This is a genomic window from Flavobacterium aestivum (genome assembly GCF_026870175.2).
Classification (GTDB): domain Bacteria; phylum Bacteroidota; class Bacteroidia; order Flavobacteriales; family Flavobacteriaceae; genus Flavobacterium; species Flavobacterium aestivum.
Genome location: NZ_CP113977.2, coordinates 150,279 through 166,425, shown reverse-complemented (window position 1 = coordinate 166,425; position 16,147 = coordinate 150,279). Strand labels below are relative to the sequence as shown.

General features: G+C 28.0%; 18 protein-coding genes. 11 read left to right on the top strand and 7 right to left on the bottom strand.

Annotated features, from left to right (window positions below; genetic code table 11):
• Positions 1-334: 334 nt before the first annotated feature.
• The 4 genes from OZP08_RS00815 (at position 335) to OZP08_RS00800 (ending at position 2,861) form a co-directional block, all read left to right on the top strand.
• The gene (locus tag OZP08_RS00815) at positions 335-1,225 is read left to right on the top strand and encodes a hypothetical protein (protein ID WP_281322752.1); all 891 of its coding nucleotides are present in this window, start codon (positions 335-337) and stop codon (positions 1,223-1,225) included.
• Complete coding sequence (locus OZP08_RS00810; protein ID WP_268847868.1) at positions 1,222-1,692, top strand: hypothetical protein; 471 nt, start codon at positions 1,222-1,224, stop codon at positions 1,690-1,692. The genes OZP08_RS00815 and OZP08_RS00810 overlap by 4 nt, the downstream gene beginning before the upstream one ends.
• 112 nt (positions 1,693-1,804) lie before the next feature.
• Entirely contained in the window at positions 1,805-2,278 is a 474-nt protein-coding gene (locus tag OZP08_RS00805; RefSeq protein WP_281322751.1) for a hypothetical protein, read from the top strand.
• Between the two features lie 109 nt (positions 2,279-2,387).
• Complete coding sequence (locus OZP08_RS00800) at positions 2,388-2,861, top strand: hypothetical protein (RefSeq protein ID WP_268847865.1); 474 nt, start codon at positions 2,388-2,390, stop codon at positions 2,859-2,861.
• Positions 2,862-2,881: 20 nt separating this feature from the next.
• Here OZP08_RS00800 and tssD read toward each other — a convergent pair whose 3' ends face one another.
• The 5 genes from tssD to OZP08_RS00775 form a co-directional block, all read right to left on the bottom strand.
• Complete coding sequence (tssD, locus tag OZP08_RS00795) at positions 2,882-3,559, bottom strand: type VI secretion system tube protein TssD (protein ID WP_268847864.1); 678 nt, start codon at positions 3,557-3,559, stop codon at positions 2,882-2,884.
• A gap of 523 nt (positions 3,560-4,082) precedes the next feature.
• A complete protein-coding gene (locus OZP08_RS00790) occupies positions 4,083-4,418 on the bottom strand; it encodes a hypothetical protein (RefSeq protein WP_268847863.1) in 336 nt (111 codons plus the stop codon).
• 24 nt (positions 4,419-4,442) lie between these two features.
• Positions 4,443-4,673 (bottom strand): hypothetical protein, encoded by a 231-nt coding sequence (locus OZP08_RS00785; RefSeq protein ID WP_268847862.1) that lies wholly within the window; start codon positions 4,671-4,673, stop codon positions 4,443-4,445.
• A 45-nt stretch (positions 4,674-4,718) separates the two neighbouring features.
• Positions 4,719-6,467, bottom strand: a complete 1,749-nt coding sequence (locus tag OZP08_RS00780) for a hypothetical protein (protein WP_281322750.1) — start codon at positions 6,465-6,467, stop codon at positions 4,719-4,721.
• A gap of 114 nt (positions 6,468-6,581) precedes the next feature.
• On the bottom strand, positions 6,582-6,818 hold the full coding sequence (locus OZP08_RS00775) for a hypothetical protein (protein ID WP_268847859.1): 237 nt from the start codon (positions 6,816-6,818) through the stop codon (positions 6,582-6,584).
• 232 nt (positions 6,819-7,050) lie between these two features.
• On the opposite strand from OZP08_RS00775, the gene OZP08_RS00770 reads away from it, so the two are divergent.
• The 3 genes from OZP08_RS00770 (at position 7,051) to OZP08_RS00765 (ending at position 12,281) form a co-directional block, all read left to right on the top strand.
• Positions 7,051-7,485 (top strand): helix-turn-helix transcriptional regulator, encoded by a 435-nt coding sequence (locus OZP08_RS00770; RefSeq protein ID WP_281322749.1) that lies wholly within the window; start codon positions 7,051-7,053, stop codon positions 7,483-7,485.
• An 814-nt stretch (positions 7,486-8,299) separates the two neighbouring features.
• Positions 8,300-8,578: a DUF8464 domain-containing protein gene (locus OZP08_RS19750; protein WP_489886167.1), complete on the top strand. Its 279-nt coding sequence runs from the start codon at positions 8,300-8,302 to the stop codon at positions 8,576-8,578.
• Between the two features lie 46 nt (positions 8,579-8,624).
• Positions 8,625-12,281, top strand: coding sequence for a YobI family P-loop NTPase (locus OZP08_RS00765; protein ID WP_281322748.1), 3,657 nt, complete (start codon positions 8,625-8,627; stop codon positions 12,279-12,281).
• A 272-nt stretch (positions 12,282-12,553) separates the two neighbouring features.
• Here OZP08_RS00765 and OZP08_RS00760 read toward each other — a convergent pair whose 3' ends face one another.
• The gene (locus OZP08_RS00760; protein ID WP_268847853.1) at positions 12,554-12,910 is read right to left on the bottom strand and encodes a hypothetical protein; all 357 of its coding nucleotides are present in this window, start codon (positions 12,908-12,910) and stop codon (positions 12,554-12,556) included.
• 291 nt (positions 12,911-13,201) lie between these two features.
• Between OZP08_RS00760 and OZP08_RS00755 the strand changes: the two genes are divergently transcribed.
• Complete coding sequence (locus OZP08_RS00755; RefSeq protein WP_268847852.1) at positions 13,202-13,594, top strand: helix-turn-helix domain-containing protein; 393 nt, start codon at positions 13,202-13,204, stop codon at positions 13,592-13,594.
• Between the two features lie 46 nt (positions 13,595-13,640).
• A complete protein-coding gene (locus OZP08_RS00750; RefSeq protein WP_268847851.1) occupies positions 13,641-13,868 on the top strand; it encodes a hypothetical protein in 228 nt (75 codons plus the stop codon).
• A 117-nt stretch (positions 13,869-13,985) separates the two neighbouring features.
• Here the strand turns inward: OZP08_RS00750 and OZP08_RS00745 are convergent, their stop codons facing one another.
• Complete coding sequence (locus OZP08_RS00745; RefSeq protein ID WP_281322747.1) at positions 13,986-14,348, bottom strand: ribonuclease E inhibitor RraB; 363 nt, start codon at positions 14,346-14,348, stop codon at positions 13,986-13,988.
• Positions 14,349-14,668: 320 nt separating this feature from the next.
• Between OZP08_RS00745 and OZP08_RS00740 the strand changes: the two genes are divergently transcribed.
• Positions 14,669-15,634 (top strand): MvdC/MvdD family ATP grasp protein, encoded by a 966-nt coding sequence (locus OZP08_RS00740; protein WP_281322746.1) that lies wholly within the window; start codon positions 14,669-14,671, stop codon positions 15,632-15,634.
• Between the two features lie 10 nt (positions 15,635-15,644).
• On the top strand, positions 15,645-15,845 hold the full coding sequence (locus OZP08_RS00735) for a hypothetical protein (RefSeq protein ID WP_268847848.1): 201 nt from the start codon (positions 15,645-15,647) through the stop codon (positions 15,843-15,845).
• Positions 15,846-16,147 lie beyond the last annotated feature (302 nt).

The following is a 16,147-nucleotide window of genomic DNA, read 5'->3' as shown; positions in this document are numbered from 1 at the left end:
GTTTCATTGTTGAGTGCAAATATTAGACAGGATTTTATAGCGATTAGGGGTAATGCGGACTTTTGCGGACTTTACTTGAGGTTGGGTTTCTTTTGCAAAGGCTTTGCAAAAAATGGTGTAGTTTCACAATTCTAATCTTGTAAAAAACATTTTCTGCAATAGGGTGTATATTAAGAAAAAGCTTTAGATTTGTTTAAGAACTAATCTTACAAATTAGAATATCAAATGATGCTTTTACCGATTTAAGAATAATTACTATTAGCGATAAAGTAATACTGAAGGTATAGCGGAACTAAAGAAAGAAGTAAAATATAAACCTAGTAGAAAAAATATAATGGGCTTAACTTATCGAATTAAATCAGTAGACGGTGACACTAGTTTTCAGCACGTAACATTAAGAATTCTTGACATAGAAGAAGGTGACTATTTTGACATGTCAGGTAATTATCTTGGCTCAACAGAGAATAGCACAAAAAGAATATTCATTACAGGAAGGGATACCGCTAGAATACCTTATTCACATGGTACTCTCCCTAAAGAATTCTATGACAAAGATGTTTCTTTTACTGGTATTGGGAATATAGTAAACTTAGAAGCTGCTAAAAAATATGGAACTATAATAACTGATTTATCCTATGTAACCCGAATGAATGTTGCCGAAAAAATATACAATCATTACTATCAAGAAGCAGGTTATAGCTTGAATGAATTGAAATATAAAACTATCACAGATGCTGATAATTTAAATAGGCATTTAAGTAAAGCTGAAATAAAAAGAAGGACAGATGGATGGACAGATGGAGCAAGAGAACAACTTGAAGGAACAGAGCTTGGAATTACAAGGGTTGGGGGCTATGCTAAATATTCAGAATACTTAAAAGACCTAGAAGCTGAAATAAGCATAGATTATGGTCGAATTGGTCTGAATTTTGACACGGGTTATGATATTATGAGCGTTTGTGCCCACGAACACAAACATTTAGTAGATTGCATTAACGATGTAAAAAACAAAACACATATAAATTCAGAAAGAAGAGCTTATACCCATCAAACTTTAGTTGACAGAAATTGGAAATTTGTTTCCTTTCGTTTTAAAGCTGGTCAGTATCATTATGGTATGGCACAAGCTAATATGTATCCTGACGACTTTAAAAAAGCATTCGGAAAGCTTGAAGATTATAAGGGATTTATAGAACAAATTGAAAGTAAAAATATAACCTTATGAAAAAAGTATTAATCTTTTTAACAATAGTATTTATAGTTTCATGCCATACTGATAAAAAAACAAAATCAACTATTTGTGTAGAAAGTATAAAGTACTATGAACCTTTAAACGATAATTTAGGTGAATCACCAGCTGTAACAATAAATATTAAAGTTGAAGATTCGTCTGTTTGCAAGAAACTAGAAGGAGGAAAATTAAAAGAACTCCTTATATTTTCTATAAAAAAAGAGGATAAGCTATTTATTTATTATCAAACTCATGAACGCCTTTTTAGATCAGGAAATACCTTTTCTTTTCTAATTCGTACAAGTTATTTCAAACCTAATGTTCTAAATAACAGAAAAACATGGAAATCAGATGAAATAATAAAAGCATTGAACGGAGATATAGGTTTAGTTTTTGACAATGATACAATACGAGTTGGAAGTTGTAAAGACAGAAAATTTATAATTCAAACAATTAAGTAATTGACTCATATAAATTTAAAACACTTTAATGTGTGAAATCATTTTATTAAAGCTTTTAGGAATGAAATGCTACAGGCTTTAATCTAATTGTTACTAGTAAAAATATAACCTTATGAAAAAAACATTATTAATATTTTTATTCATAATCTCATGTAATTCGAATAAAGAAACAAAACCAACTGTTTGTATCGAAAGATTAGAATATGAGGAGTTTTCTAACTATAAATCAAAACAACCAACTTTACAAATAAATATTAAAGTTGAGGATTCAGCCATTTTGAAAAAAATTCTAAAAGGAAGGCTAAAAAAAATTATTATATTTTCAATGAAAAAAGGAGACAGGAATGTTGTTCATTGTATAGTTAGTAAAATACCATTAAAAAAAGCAAATTCTGTTTCATTTTTATTTTGGACAAAATCTTTTTTGCCTCTTAATTCAGATGGACAACTTCACAGAGAAAATGAGGATTTATTAATAATTACTGATAAATTAAGCGGAGATATAGGGTTGATTTTTGACAATGATACGATACGGGCAGGAAGTTGTAGCGACAATAAAGTAATCATAAAATTAATAAAAGGCTAAGGCTTTGAAAATATGAATATCCTAGTAATGTAATAGATTATTTCATAAAGTTTTGGGAATGTAAGAATATCAACAGCTTTATTCAATTGAAAAAGTAAAATGTAACTCTATGAAAAAAATCATATTTCTTGCTCTTCTTTGTATATGTTGTAATGAGAAACCAAAATTAGACGATTACTGTGTAACTAAAATAGAGTATAGCCCTCAATTAAAAATGATGGTACCCCAAGGTGCAATTATGGTTTATATCGAAGATAAAAATCATATTTTACGAGACAAATGTCCTTTAGATAAATTGACGAAAGTTATATTTTACTCTATAAAAGAAAACAGTGATTGTGATTTTCATTTAATTAAATATCAAGTAGAACCATTCAAGATTGAAAATAACATAATACATTTAACTATTTTGACTGCTCGTTTCTGGCCAGATATTTATATTAATGGTGTAAGAAGTGAAAATAAATGGACTCCTCAACAAATTCAAAAGGTACTAAAGGGTGATATAGGACTTGTTTTTGAAAAAGATACTGTTAGGGTAAAAGCTTGTAATAATGAACAATTCATAATGCACGAAAATTAATTTTGTAGGTTCAAAACAATTTAAAAAAGATTTGCTTCTTCTTTTTTTGCTGGTGTATGTATCATAACTTCTTTTTTTAGTTCTGCAAAACCGTCAGCATTTACTTGTCCACTAAATGTAATTTCTTTAGTATCAGTTTTAATATCTTCCCCATTTGCTTCATCAATTATTATAGATACAGTTTCGCCCTCTTTATAATTGATTGTTCTAACCAAAAGACTTACTTTGTTTCCAACATCAGCCTTGTTTATAGTTTTTTTCATTTCGGGACACATCCATTTTATATCAGTAATCCATTTGGACTCTTGCGGTTCTATTTTTACAGGTTGTACAATAGGTTTTTTAGGCAATAATTGTCTTGGTTCTGATATTGTTATAAATTGGTATAGGGGTAAGGTTCCATCGGACATAAACATTTCTGTATGCGAAACACAATATGCTTTTTTAAAATTTATGTCTCTATACTTACTCTCACCATCGGCTTTATAAAATGTAAAAGTACCGTCTTTTGGTTCGGCACTAATTATCCATTCTAACAGATCGGTACTATCATCTGATTCAATCACTACATTATAACTAAATGGACTTTGGTGTCCTTTTGACTTTCCCCAAGAATCAACTGGCTGCATGATATGGTAACGAAATGAGAGTAGCCTGTATTCTACGTTATCTAATTTTAAAATCCCTAAAAAAAACATATTCTTAATTGTATGAAATTATTTGTAAAAATCTGGCTTCAAATATAACAATGTTTTTTAGTATTTTAGCTACAAACAAAATATAATATTATAAAAATTAAAATGTAATGTGTTTATATCGAATTGTCAACAATGAATTTCCACAAATTTTTGAATTTGCATTTTCTAAATTTTTGAATAATCAAATAAAAAATGATTTTACTCCTAAATAAATACCATTTTTTTGAAGATTCTACCACTATAAAAGACTGGGGGATATTTATACAGAATATTTTGATTTAAATTGTGTAGAATCTATTAAGTTTTATCCATTTCAAAAAAAATATTACCGTATGAAGTTTTTCAATTGCATTCGGGTTATACATATCTTAATATAAATGCATATTTACGAGGCTATCATATAAAATATTATCCTTCATATTTGTAAACACTGTAAAGCTCTTTAAAAAAAATAGGCTGTCTCAAAAATGAGACAGCCTATTTTTTTAAATACATTTTAAATAATAATCGACATATTATATGCTTATTTAAAATTGTCTCTGCTTATTTTCTTATTCTGTTCAAACTCCCATTGCAATAGTTTATTTCTAGTCAATCGGTCTCGATACTTATTTAATTTAATTTCCAATTCCTCTGACAATAAATAACCGTCAGGTGTTCCGTTCCTGTCAATGAATATTATAATCTCATGTGTCAGTAAAGCTTTTGCTTGATGCCTCATACCCATCGGAACCCCAGTTCTTGTTTCTTTAAGAATGTCGTTAATTTCCCTTTCCAATACTCTTTCGGGTATTTGATTTAAATACAAATCCTGTAATTGGGATTTATTTCTTATATAATTTAAAGTTTTAAGATTCATAAATTATGTATGAGATTTGATTAGTTAATCAATGAGGTTTATTTGTTCAATTAAATTTCCATTTTCGTAAAATTGGATAACATTAGTTATTTTAGCTAGTTTGTGCTTATCAAATCGTCTTAGCATACTACTAATTATCGATTTACTATTGCGTTGGTTTTGTTGTATGGGTGAATACCAGACCGCATTACTCTCATTGTTTTGGGTAAGGATTACCATTTTTATTTTAGAATTTTCGGGTACAAATACAGCCATACATAAATGATATAGGTTCGTTAGTTAATTAGCGCTTATTAGGTATTAAAATTCAGAGAGATTATACTTTAAAAAATCATCATCGAAAGCCGCCTTTTGATTCATATTTAATGATTTCTTTTCAATCATAGTTGGCAGCTTTTCTAAGAAGTCCGCTGGTAAATTCTTTTCTACATAATCGAACAACTGGGGCATTGTGATTTTCTTCTTGAAGAATCGGTTTATTTCGTTTTCACATTTTTTAGAGTGGTTTATTTTTTCTTTTCTGCGTACAGCATTCGCTTGTTGTTTCTTTTTTAGTGCCGCATACTTCGCTTTTGACTGCAAATGTTCTGCATATTTTACCTTTGTATATTCAAAACCAACTTCTTTAGAGGTCTTGCGGGTCATGTCAAAATAATCGTAAGGGAATAGGGGAGGGAATTCATTTTTTACAAACCACTTTCTAGCCCACTCACCACGCCAACGCATTTGGGTTATATCTTCTAAAATATTGGCTTTATTAAAAGAATCTCCATTAAATGAAATCCATTTATAATTCATATACAGGGTAATTGCCTTTTTCCAAGAACCGGAATAAGGGGTGCTGTTCTTATAAATTTTCGATATACTCTTGAAAAAATCTTGAATACAAAGCTCTCTAAACTCTTCTTTTAGCATTGTTCCGTTGAAAGCTTCTTTTTCGAGAATACGCAAATCTATCGGTTTGTAGTTGCTGTATTGCTTGTCAGCAAGGTTTTCCGCCAGTTCTTGTGGGTGCAAAATTAGATTTAAGAGTTTTTCGGACTGAGTTTCTGAAATTTTAGTGTTTTTCGCGCCCGCCCCCTGAGTTGGATTTTGCTCTTTGCTTGTCGGTGTTCCAGTAGAAAAATTAGAAGACGTGACCGAAGGGAACTCCTTATCAGAAAGAGGAATGTTTTTCACATTCTCTTTCTTTTTATATTCATTTAAAAATGTTCTAGTATTTTCATTGTTATCAGGTAAATCTTTCCCATTTTCAGAGCTAACAGATTGATTCCCATTAACGACTAATTTTGAAGTTTTGAGGTCTAAAACTACAAGAATTTCAGTATTTATATGTAATTCGACAGGCTTGTTTTGACCTTTGTAGCAGTAATCAACAAAAACGCCGCATTCTTCTAAACGCTTTCTATGATTGCGTACAGTCTTTCTGCAAAGGTCTAAACTGTTTATTCCATTACGTTTCAATTGGGTTACCAAAAATGAATTGACTTTGAACTCTTCAATGGGTCTAATATCAGTAACGCCCAGCTTCATATATTGCTCATTGCGTTTCATAAGTTGTGAATTATACAAGTGCAACAAGTTTTGAAAAATTAATTCGGTTGCATATTTAACTTCCTGTATTTTCTTTCTGCATATAATCATTCCGTATTCTTTGCAAAACTCATCTACCAAATTGTTATAAGCTTTAGCGGGCAATGATTTATTTTGCTTAATAAAAAGTTTTGAAAATTCATTTTGAACCTCGTTTAAATAATTTTCTGCTAGAAAAGACTCAACATGTAGGTTATGTTTAATGGTTTGTTCATTTTCGGCTCTAGCCATAAAATTATAGCCTTCAATATGTTTTCTGTAGTTATCCATTGTAGAAGAAAAAGCCTCTTGGGTAATAGCGGGATAAACCGCCATAATTCGAGTTTCAATTTTCAAATCAGTTACAAGAGTTGTTGCTATTGTATTTTGAATTTCTTCCTTTTTAGCTGTATTACCAAACCCCAAAAGGGTAGAGGCTACCGAAAAAACATTGCTGTCTAAAATTTGTTTCTTCATAATCATTTTTTATAACCTTTCAGCATCGGGCTTTATGCCCGAATGCGTTAAGGAATTTGAGCAATTGCTCGTCGGTTCTTTTGGTTTTTTAATTTAAATATTCTTGATTTAGACTTAGCACGCAGCACGCAAATGCTTAAATTTTGTAGCCTTGGCTCGTTTTAGACTTCTCCAAACCTTTTGCATGCTTTCGGCATCTGTGATAAGGGGTATTTTAGTATTTTTTTGAACAATCCTTTCCTTTTTCTTTTCCTCTGCTTTTCCGAGTTCTTTTAGAATCAATACATAGAAACGTTCCAACTCCTCTGGAGCGAGTGCTTGAGCTACGCTAAGTACTGTTTCTGCATTCATAAAGACTGGATATACAATTAATTGTAATAATTTGAATAATTATTTTTAGTATCTACAATTATTAATACTTAAACCTTTTAATAGAAAATAAAAGCATTATTTTATGTTTTATCACATTTTTAATAAAAATCCACAATAAATTTCGTTTTATTTTCGTATATTGTCAAGGCAAATGTATTACAATATTTGAAATTATTACAATATTAGTTAGAAAAAATATTACAATTTTGTTATGGATAACTTTATAGGATTGAATATCAAAACTTTGTGCTTGCTGCATAATTTATCTCAAAAAGATTTTGGGAATTTGTTTGACATCAAACAAAGCACTATTAGCACATATTTAGCGGGAAGGAGTAATCCCCAAATAGAAACTATCCAAAAAATATGCGAATATTTTAAGATAACTATTGACGAATTAATTAATATCGATTTAGCCCAGAATGATAACCATAGTAATAAAAATAAAACAAATATTACTTCAAAAAAAAACGCTCATCAGATTGGGAATCGCATAGTTGGGAATCATAATAAAAGTGACTTTTCTGGCAATACAGTAAGTAATAGTGAATTAGAACTATTGAAACAAAAGCTTGAATTTGTGGAACGAGAAAATGTATTGTTGAGAGAATTGTTAGCTGAGCATAAAAAGAATAAAAACAGTTAATCCCCAAAATTAAATAACTACATTAATAATAATTTTGAAATATTGCCTAAATAACAAATCACGAGAAGAAAAAAAATAAATTAAAAGTTTGGTATAGTTGTTGGAATTTCAGACATTTAAAAAAATAAATAGTAACAAATATAATTATAAACCCTAACACATTTCCGTACACGTTTATTATAATATTTAAATCAAAGGTTTCAGTAAATACAATACCTGCCAACTTCCAAAAACAAGGGTATGTAGTTTACACCGAGGGGGTCGGGGGTTCGAACCCCTCATCGCCCACAAATAAAGTCCGTAACTACTTATTTAAAAAGTATTTACGGATTTTTTAATTACATTCTTCCCGAAATTTTCCCGAAAAACATTTTATTTGTGTTACCCTAATTATTGGCTTTTCGGGATTAAATAGGCTTTCTGAATCAAATACTTTTTATAAGTTCAATATAAATCCTCATGCTCCTAACACGATACTTTTATAAAAAAGTGTTCCATGAAAGAAATTATGTAGTAAATAATAGGAGGTAGGAAAAGGAGATAATCTTATTGATTTTGGCATACTCTATCATGACTGTACTGTTCGTGAGTTTTTACAAAAATTTAATACTGCTAGTTTTTCTCTTCATCAGCCAAAGATTGAATATTCAAACGACTGCTTCAGTACAGAAAATAAAATCAAAATACTGATAGATTTTCCGCTTACTTCACCATCTTTTTGCAATACCTTCAAGAAAGAAAAATCCTGATTGAAATTGCAGACTAATTTTGTCGTGAAGTCCGTTACGAACTTAATGGCAAAACGTACTTTTAAATTGGTTTTAAGAACAATTCCGGAGGCTATGAAATCCGAAATTCCTATTTCAAAACTAGTAGCTCTCCAAAAGATATTATCATCATAAATAATGGTGCAGAAGAAGCTGTAGCCTTTGAAGGTTTTATAGACTTCCTAAATTTCTTGTTATACTATTTTATTTCTTGTCGCAACTTAAAATTGAAAATTGGTTGTCATTGTTCTTGTAATTTGCATATTAATATGACTTTTGAATTGAGAAAAACCCAGCTCCTTAATTGGGATTCGATTTTTAATTAAAAAAAAACTTAATAATTATATTTACTATTTTTGATAAAAATCACACATGATAAAAAGAAGTTTTGCATATAGTATTTTGATCAAAATTAATTTACACTTAACTAAGTTAATCAATAAACTGGAATATAGTCAAACTACAAGCCAATCAAATAGATTTGAAGCTTTAACACCTATTGACAATGCTATTAACAAAGGGATTTACTTTATTGCTCTTAAAGAAGCATTGATGAATGATGATATAAAAAATATTGCTCTAACTGGAACTTATGGTTCAGGTAAAAGCAGTATTATAAAGACTTTCCAAAAGAATTACACAGAGTATGATTATCTAAATATATCATTAGCATCATTTAAAGATATTGTTAATCCAAAACCTGATGAAGATGAAAATGTAAATAGACTTATTGAATTAAGTATTCTTCAACAAATTTTTTATAAGGAGAAACATAATGATATTCCTGATTCAAGGTTTAAAAGAATTAAAAATATAAACAATAAGAAAATCATATTTAATTCATTTCTCTTTTTTATTTGGAGTTTGTCATTGGTATACATATTCAAACATAATGAGGTTAACAAAGATTTCTCTGAAATTAACAATGTATTAAATAGTTCATATTTTAAGTATACATCACTCGTTATTAGTTTATTGGGATTATATTATCTTTCAATAAAACTTGTTAGAGTATTTAATAATTCAAAACTCAATAAGTTAAATATACAGAGTGCCGATATTGAAATTGGAGACAATAATGATAAATCAATATTGAATCATCATTTGGATGAAATACTTTATTTTTTTGAAGTAACTAAATACAATACTGTTATAATAGAGGATTTAGATAGATTTGATGATACTGAAATATTTACCAAATTAAGAGAACTAAATAATTTAATAAATGGTTCTAAACAAATAGGTAGAAAAATTGTTTTTCTATATGCTATTAGAGATAATATGTTTCAAGATAAAGATAGAACAAAGTTTTTCGACTTTATTATTCCAGTAATACCAATTATAAATCCATCAAATTCTAATGAGATTATTAAAAACAAACTCAAAAGATTAAATACAATAAATATACCAACAGAAGATTTTATAGATGATGTTTCAATATTTATTGAAGACATGAGATTATTAACAAATATCTGTAATGAATATTCTTTGTACAAGGATAATTTAGGAGAAAGGTTAAATCAAAATAATCTTTTTGCAATGATTATTTATAAAAATTTATGCCCTGGTGATTTTGCAGATTTACATAATGGAAAAGGTAGTATCTATAAATTAATCATTGAAAAGCCGAACTATATAAAAGAAAAAACAACTGCTCTGGATAAATCTATGCTTGAAATTAAAAAGCAAATAACGGATATAGAAGATGAACTAATTAGTGATATAAATGAACTTCGAGCTATCTACATTCAGGAATTAATTAAGCAGATACCTGATGCAGTTTCTATTAAATTGAATAATGTTGATTATGGTTTTTCAGAACTAATTGAAAATAAAACTTTTAAGTTACTAAAGTCTGTACCTCAATTATGGTATAAATATTATTATAGCCATAACGGATATAGTTTTCAATTAACTGAAAATACAATAGATAAATCGTTTGGCAATATTGAAGATGCTGTAAATTCCGAATATACATACGATGAAAGAGAAGATTTCATATATAGTAAGGAAAATAATAAAGTGAATAAGTTAAAACAAGAAATAGAAAAATTAAATTCTAAAAAAATTGAAATAAGAAGTTGGTCATTGAAACAGATACTCAATTCAATAACAGTTTCAAGTATTTTCTCTACTTCAGATATAAAAAACAAAAAACTTATTTCTTATTTATTGGTTAATGGCTTTATAGATGAAAATTACTACGACTATATCTCATATTTTCATGAAGGGAGTATTACAAAACAAGATTGGGAATTTTTACAAAATGTAAAAAGTCAAATGAATACTGAATATGATTTCAAATTAAATAAACTAGAAAACTTAATAAAAAAAATATCAGATAATGATTTTGGAAAAGAAGCTATTTTAAACTATAGTCTACTGGATTATTTACTAAATAATAAAGCAAACCATTTAACAAAAATAAATTCAATTTTTAAGCAATTATCAAATGAAAAAGAAGATATGTTCAATTTTGTAAAGGGATATGTCAATCAAGGAGAATGCAAAGGTGAGTTTATAAAGTTATTATGTAAAAATTGGGTCAACTTTTGGGGCTATATAGAAAGAGTAAGCTTACTTACAGATGAAAAAAAATATGAGTATTTAAAATTAATTTTTAAATACACTGATTTAGAAGATATTAAATTACAGAGTGAGAACTCTGATCTGATTGATTATATTGAATCAAAAAGTGATTTTTTTAGTTTTATTAATGATGAAATCGCACTAGGTAAAATAGAAAAAATAATTAAAGAGTTGAACATTAAATTTATTACTATTGAAAATCCAAATGTTAATAAGGAACTATTTAACTCTATTTATAGCAACAAATCTTATGTCATCAATCTAACAAATATATATACTATTTTGGATTATTGCAGTCAAGATATTTCTCAAATTGAAACATCCAATTATACTACAATTCAAAATTCTAGTTGTAAAGAGCTTAAAAATTATATTGAAGAAATGATAGATTTCTATTTGTCAGAAGTATTATTAAAACTGCCAAATAATTGTTTTGAAAGTGAGGATAAATATATTGATTTACTAAATAATCCAAATGTTTCTTCAAAAAACATTGTTGCTTTAGTAAATAAAATTAAAACTAAAATAACTGACATTACTTTAGTTAAAGGGTCGAGTGTTCCAGAGATTCTTTTTGGTTCTTTAAAAGTCAAACCAATATGGAATAATTTATTCAAATATTTTCAAGATAATGAGAAGAAAATGGATGATGCATTAATAAAATTCTTTAATCATAAAGAGAATTATGAGGAGCTTTCAAAAAGTCCCATAAGCGTTGCAACAGATACAGATTACTTAATGTTTAGAGAAAAAATTATGCTTTGTGAAAATCTGAATGATGAAGCTTATTCTTATTTAATTAAAAGCATTCATTACACAAGAAATAAACTATCATTTGAAAATCTATCATCTTTTAAAGTAAAGTGCCTTGTCAAGAGTGTATTAAATCTTACCCTTGAAAATTACAATCTTTTAAGAGAGTATTTTGCAAACCAACATATTGATTTATTATGCCAAAATCCAGAAAAATATATTACTGAATTTGAAAAGTATAAAATAGATAGTGAAGATTTATTTCTTATTTTAGACTCAGCTTCATTTTCTAACAAACAAAAGATTGAAATAATTTTAAAAGTTGATAATGCATTAATTATTGAAAAGGTTGAAACATCAGATAAAGTGTGTGAGACACTATCTAGCAATCCTAAAATTGAGATAGGATATACATTTATCAAAAAATTATTTTCTAAAGCCAAGCATATTGGTAATAGACTGAAAATATTTAATATTTATTTTAAAGACTTTTCTAAACCGAATATTGATGAATTATTAGTATTGTTACCTATTCCTTATTCAACTATTGCCCAAAAAGGGAAGAGACCCGAAATTGGTAAAACTGATTTTGAAATTGAATTAGTCGAAAACTTATTAAGTACAAGATATATATCTTCAAAAACAGAGCTACAAAATAGCATTAAAGTCAATACAAAAACAAAGTAACACTTATAGAATCTTGCTCTAGTTATTCTGGTGTTCTAATAATTTCAATATAAATAATTATATGTCTACACAGCAACTATCCGACGGCAAGCTTCTTCAAATCTTGCGAGAAATGGTTCGTAAACAGTTCCGTATGACCCTACCAAAAAACTCCTTAAAAAATTAAGGAGTTTTTTATGCTTTATATTTTTCTAAATATGTATTGTCCTGAAATAAGTTAACTTTTGTGTCAACCTATTTCAGGAGGACTCACTTTTACATAAAATTCTTCGTTAGGAATTTTGATTTTCAGGGACATGATTACTGTTTTCCTTTAAAAATATTTCCCGTGACTTGTCTAAAAATGCAGCTTCATCAATGGGAAGTAACTCAATTGCAATATTCAATATTTGTACGATATTGACTTTTGAATTTTCCTTAGAATCAGAACCGCGCTCAGATTCATCCTCTATGGCGCGCACGCAAAGACTTATAAGGTCGGAGATAATAAGCATTAAGTGACTGTAATCATAAACAGTAAATGATACGGCATATAAATCCTTTTTCTGTTTATCAGGTGTTAATGTTGTAAAAAGCGCACTCACTAGTTCATGTAATTCTTGTTTGGTTTTAATATTATTGGTTTCCATAGTTACTCATTTTTCAATTGGATTAATAATTTTTCAAGATACTCTGATACTTTACGTCGAAGCTCATTTGTCCAGATTTGAAATTTCCTATATCGCTTTAATAATATAAACCAATTCATATATTTTACTTTTTAGATGTTAAACACTTTTTTTAATTTGTATTTTTGTTTATTACATGCAAGTAAAAAAGATAATATTTCTCACAGAATCATTTTTGAATGTATCGTAATGAATTGAATATGTTTTTTACATATTGCTTATTTTTTTATTCTTAATTATTATCTTTGAGCTATGAGCACATTAGAAAAACCAAATCATATAGGGCGAAGAATCAGCCGTATTCGCGAACTCCGAGACATGAAACAAGAAGCTTTAGCACAGGCTTTAGGAACAAACCAACAGGCAATATCCGCTATGGAGAATAGCGAAACAATAGAAGATGAAAAGCTTGCGGAAGTTGCAAAGGCGCTGGGCGTTACAGTTGAAGCAATTAAAAACTTTTCAGATGAAGGTGTGATTAATTATTTCAATACTTTTAATGAAGCTATTGCAAATAATAATTTTGGACGCCAAGATACTTGTAACTTTAACCCGTTAGATAAAGTCGTTGAACTTTACGAACGTTTAGTTCAAGCCGAGAAAGATAAAGTCGAATATTTGGAAAAATTACTAAAGGGGAAATAGCCTTTTATAAAAGATATATTAATTCCCAGAAAAGCCTTTTCGTATAATGAAAAACGAACCTCCTTTTGCCTTAGACAGTTACTTAAAACATTGTTCTGGCGCAATTATAAAACTGGAACGTTATGGCACACAATTAGTTTCTAGTTTGCATTTGTGTATTGATGGGCAAAACATTAAAAAAGTACCTAATTACAATTTTCTATATGGTATTGAAGTCGTTACCAATAAAGATTTTTCAGGGTTGACTAAAGAATTTAAACTAATAGATCTATAAAAAACCTCGTATTTTCGCGAGGTTTCTTCTTTTTATCCTTTATCTAAATTATTTTTAATTATTGTTCTTTTTTAGTACCTTAGAAATGTAAAATCGCATATCACTAACTCTGAAACACTACCTTATATTTTCTGAACTAATAATACTGCCAACATCAAAACCGTCGTAAAAATCAATATTGTTTTCTGTTACCAAATCATAAAAAATATTGTTTAAAGCATATAGAGAGTCTACTGTATGATGTTCAATCTTTTCAACGTGAAGATAATATTCTGCTTTATCTCCTTCATTAATCTTTTCTGCTTCAAAAATATTTTTGAACCTATATCCAAGCTGTTCAAGCTTTAAAGAAAAATCTTCAAGCTTTTTTTTATTGCTATCTAAGAAGAAATAGCCCCAAAGCAATTTTTCATTAGAATTAAAATCATTTGCTTCTTTTAAATCTTTAAAAAAATTTATAACTGTTTCTTGACTTATCATATAAAATATTTTACGTTCCTGTTGGTTTTGTTCTTTTTTAAGTAGGTACTTGATGCAATCGAGCACCAGTGGGGCACCAACATATCTGATACATTACCTTCATTTCTATTTTTGTCAGTAAAATTTTTAAAGGCAATATAAGTTAAAAGAATCATTTAATCAATAACTAATTTTAGTGATATTACATCTAACTAAATTTGGTTAGAATGATGTAAAGTTTTAATTTTATTAAAAAATATATTACATTAATTATGATTTGCTATATATTTATATCAAATTTTTTTTAATAAATAAAATAACTCATTAAAAAACTGATATAAATGATTCTTATTCTAACGGAAAAAAATGATGCTCATGCAAATGTTTTGATAAGCAAGCTAAAAGAAGATAATATTGAATATTTTAGATTTAATTTGGATACAGGTTCATTAGAAAAAACAATCGTTACATTCAAAAATAAAACTTGGTCGATAAAAACAGAGGACGGTAATATTTCCATCGATAAAGTAGATTGTGTTTGGAATAGAAGAACTTTTGTTCAGTTAATGCTTGATGAACAGGATAAAGATTATAAATTTAATATCTGGAAAAACGAATGGAATAAAACATTATTAGGAATCTATTTTTATTTGAAAGATGTTAAATGGTTAAATTATTATCGTAAAAACCATAAAGCTGAAAACAAATATTTTCAATTAAAAGTTGCTGAAGATATTGGATTTCAAGTTCCAGATTATTTGCTTTCAAATGATAAAAAAGAAATTTTAGAGTTTGGTAAAAAACATGAACAAGTTGTGTTGAAACTTTTGAATCAAGATTTTTATAAAATTGAAGATAATCAATTTGTAGGTTTTTATGTAAATATAATTCCTTATAGCAAGCTTTTAGAGTTTTCTGAAGAAGAAGAAAATCCAATTTTTTTGCAAAAATATATTGAAAAAGATTTCGAGGTTCGTTATACTGTTGTAGGGAATGAACATTTTGTTTGTAAAATTGATTCTCAAAAATCAGAAATTGCAAAAACTGATTGGAGAAGATATGATTTAGCTAATACACCACATTCAATAATAACACCACCAGATAATATAAAAGCCAAAATTTATATATTGATGAAAGAATTTAATTTAATATATGGAGCATTGGATTTTATTGTATCAAAAGATGGGACTTGGTATTTTTTAGAAATAAATCCTAGTGGACAATATCTTTGGATTGAAGATTTAACTGGTTTAAAAATTACAGATGCAATTAAAAATAATTTAATATATTTACAATCAAACCTTTAAATAATTTTCAATGAAAGTATTTGCGACAAATTTTTTAGAAAGACCACAAGAGGAAACTGTTAGTAATCCAACAAAGTGGAATTGGGAACCATACAATAAAGAAATAGAAAAAATTTATGCTAGCGGTTCCAAAACAGCAACTCGCCAATCCACCTATGCAGCAGAAAAAGATAACGAATCTGATTCTGACAGACCAAATGAAGGGGCATAAATACCTTATTATTAAAAAATAAAACCTAATGCTTGTTTTAAATTCTAGTGTTAGGTTTCATTTTATTCAATTTAAAAGCATTTTAGCGCTTAAAAATAAAAAGGATGAGCATTATACTCATCCTTTTAAACTAAACTTTATTTAATAAGTATTCATTATCAATCTTATAATATTCAAAATAACAAAAACCACACTATTGATACATTACCAAAAATGTAATAACTCTATAAAAGTAAAAAGCCACTCCGTAATGAAGTGGCTTTATTTGTTTTAACCGCGTTGCAAACGCTATGATTTATTTT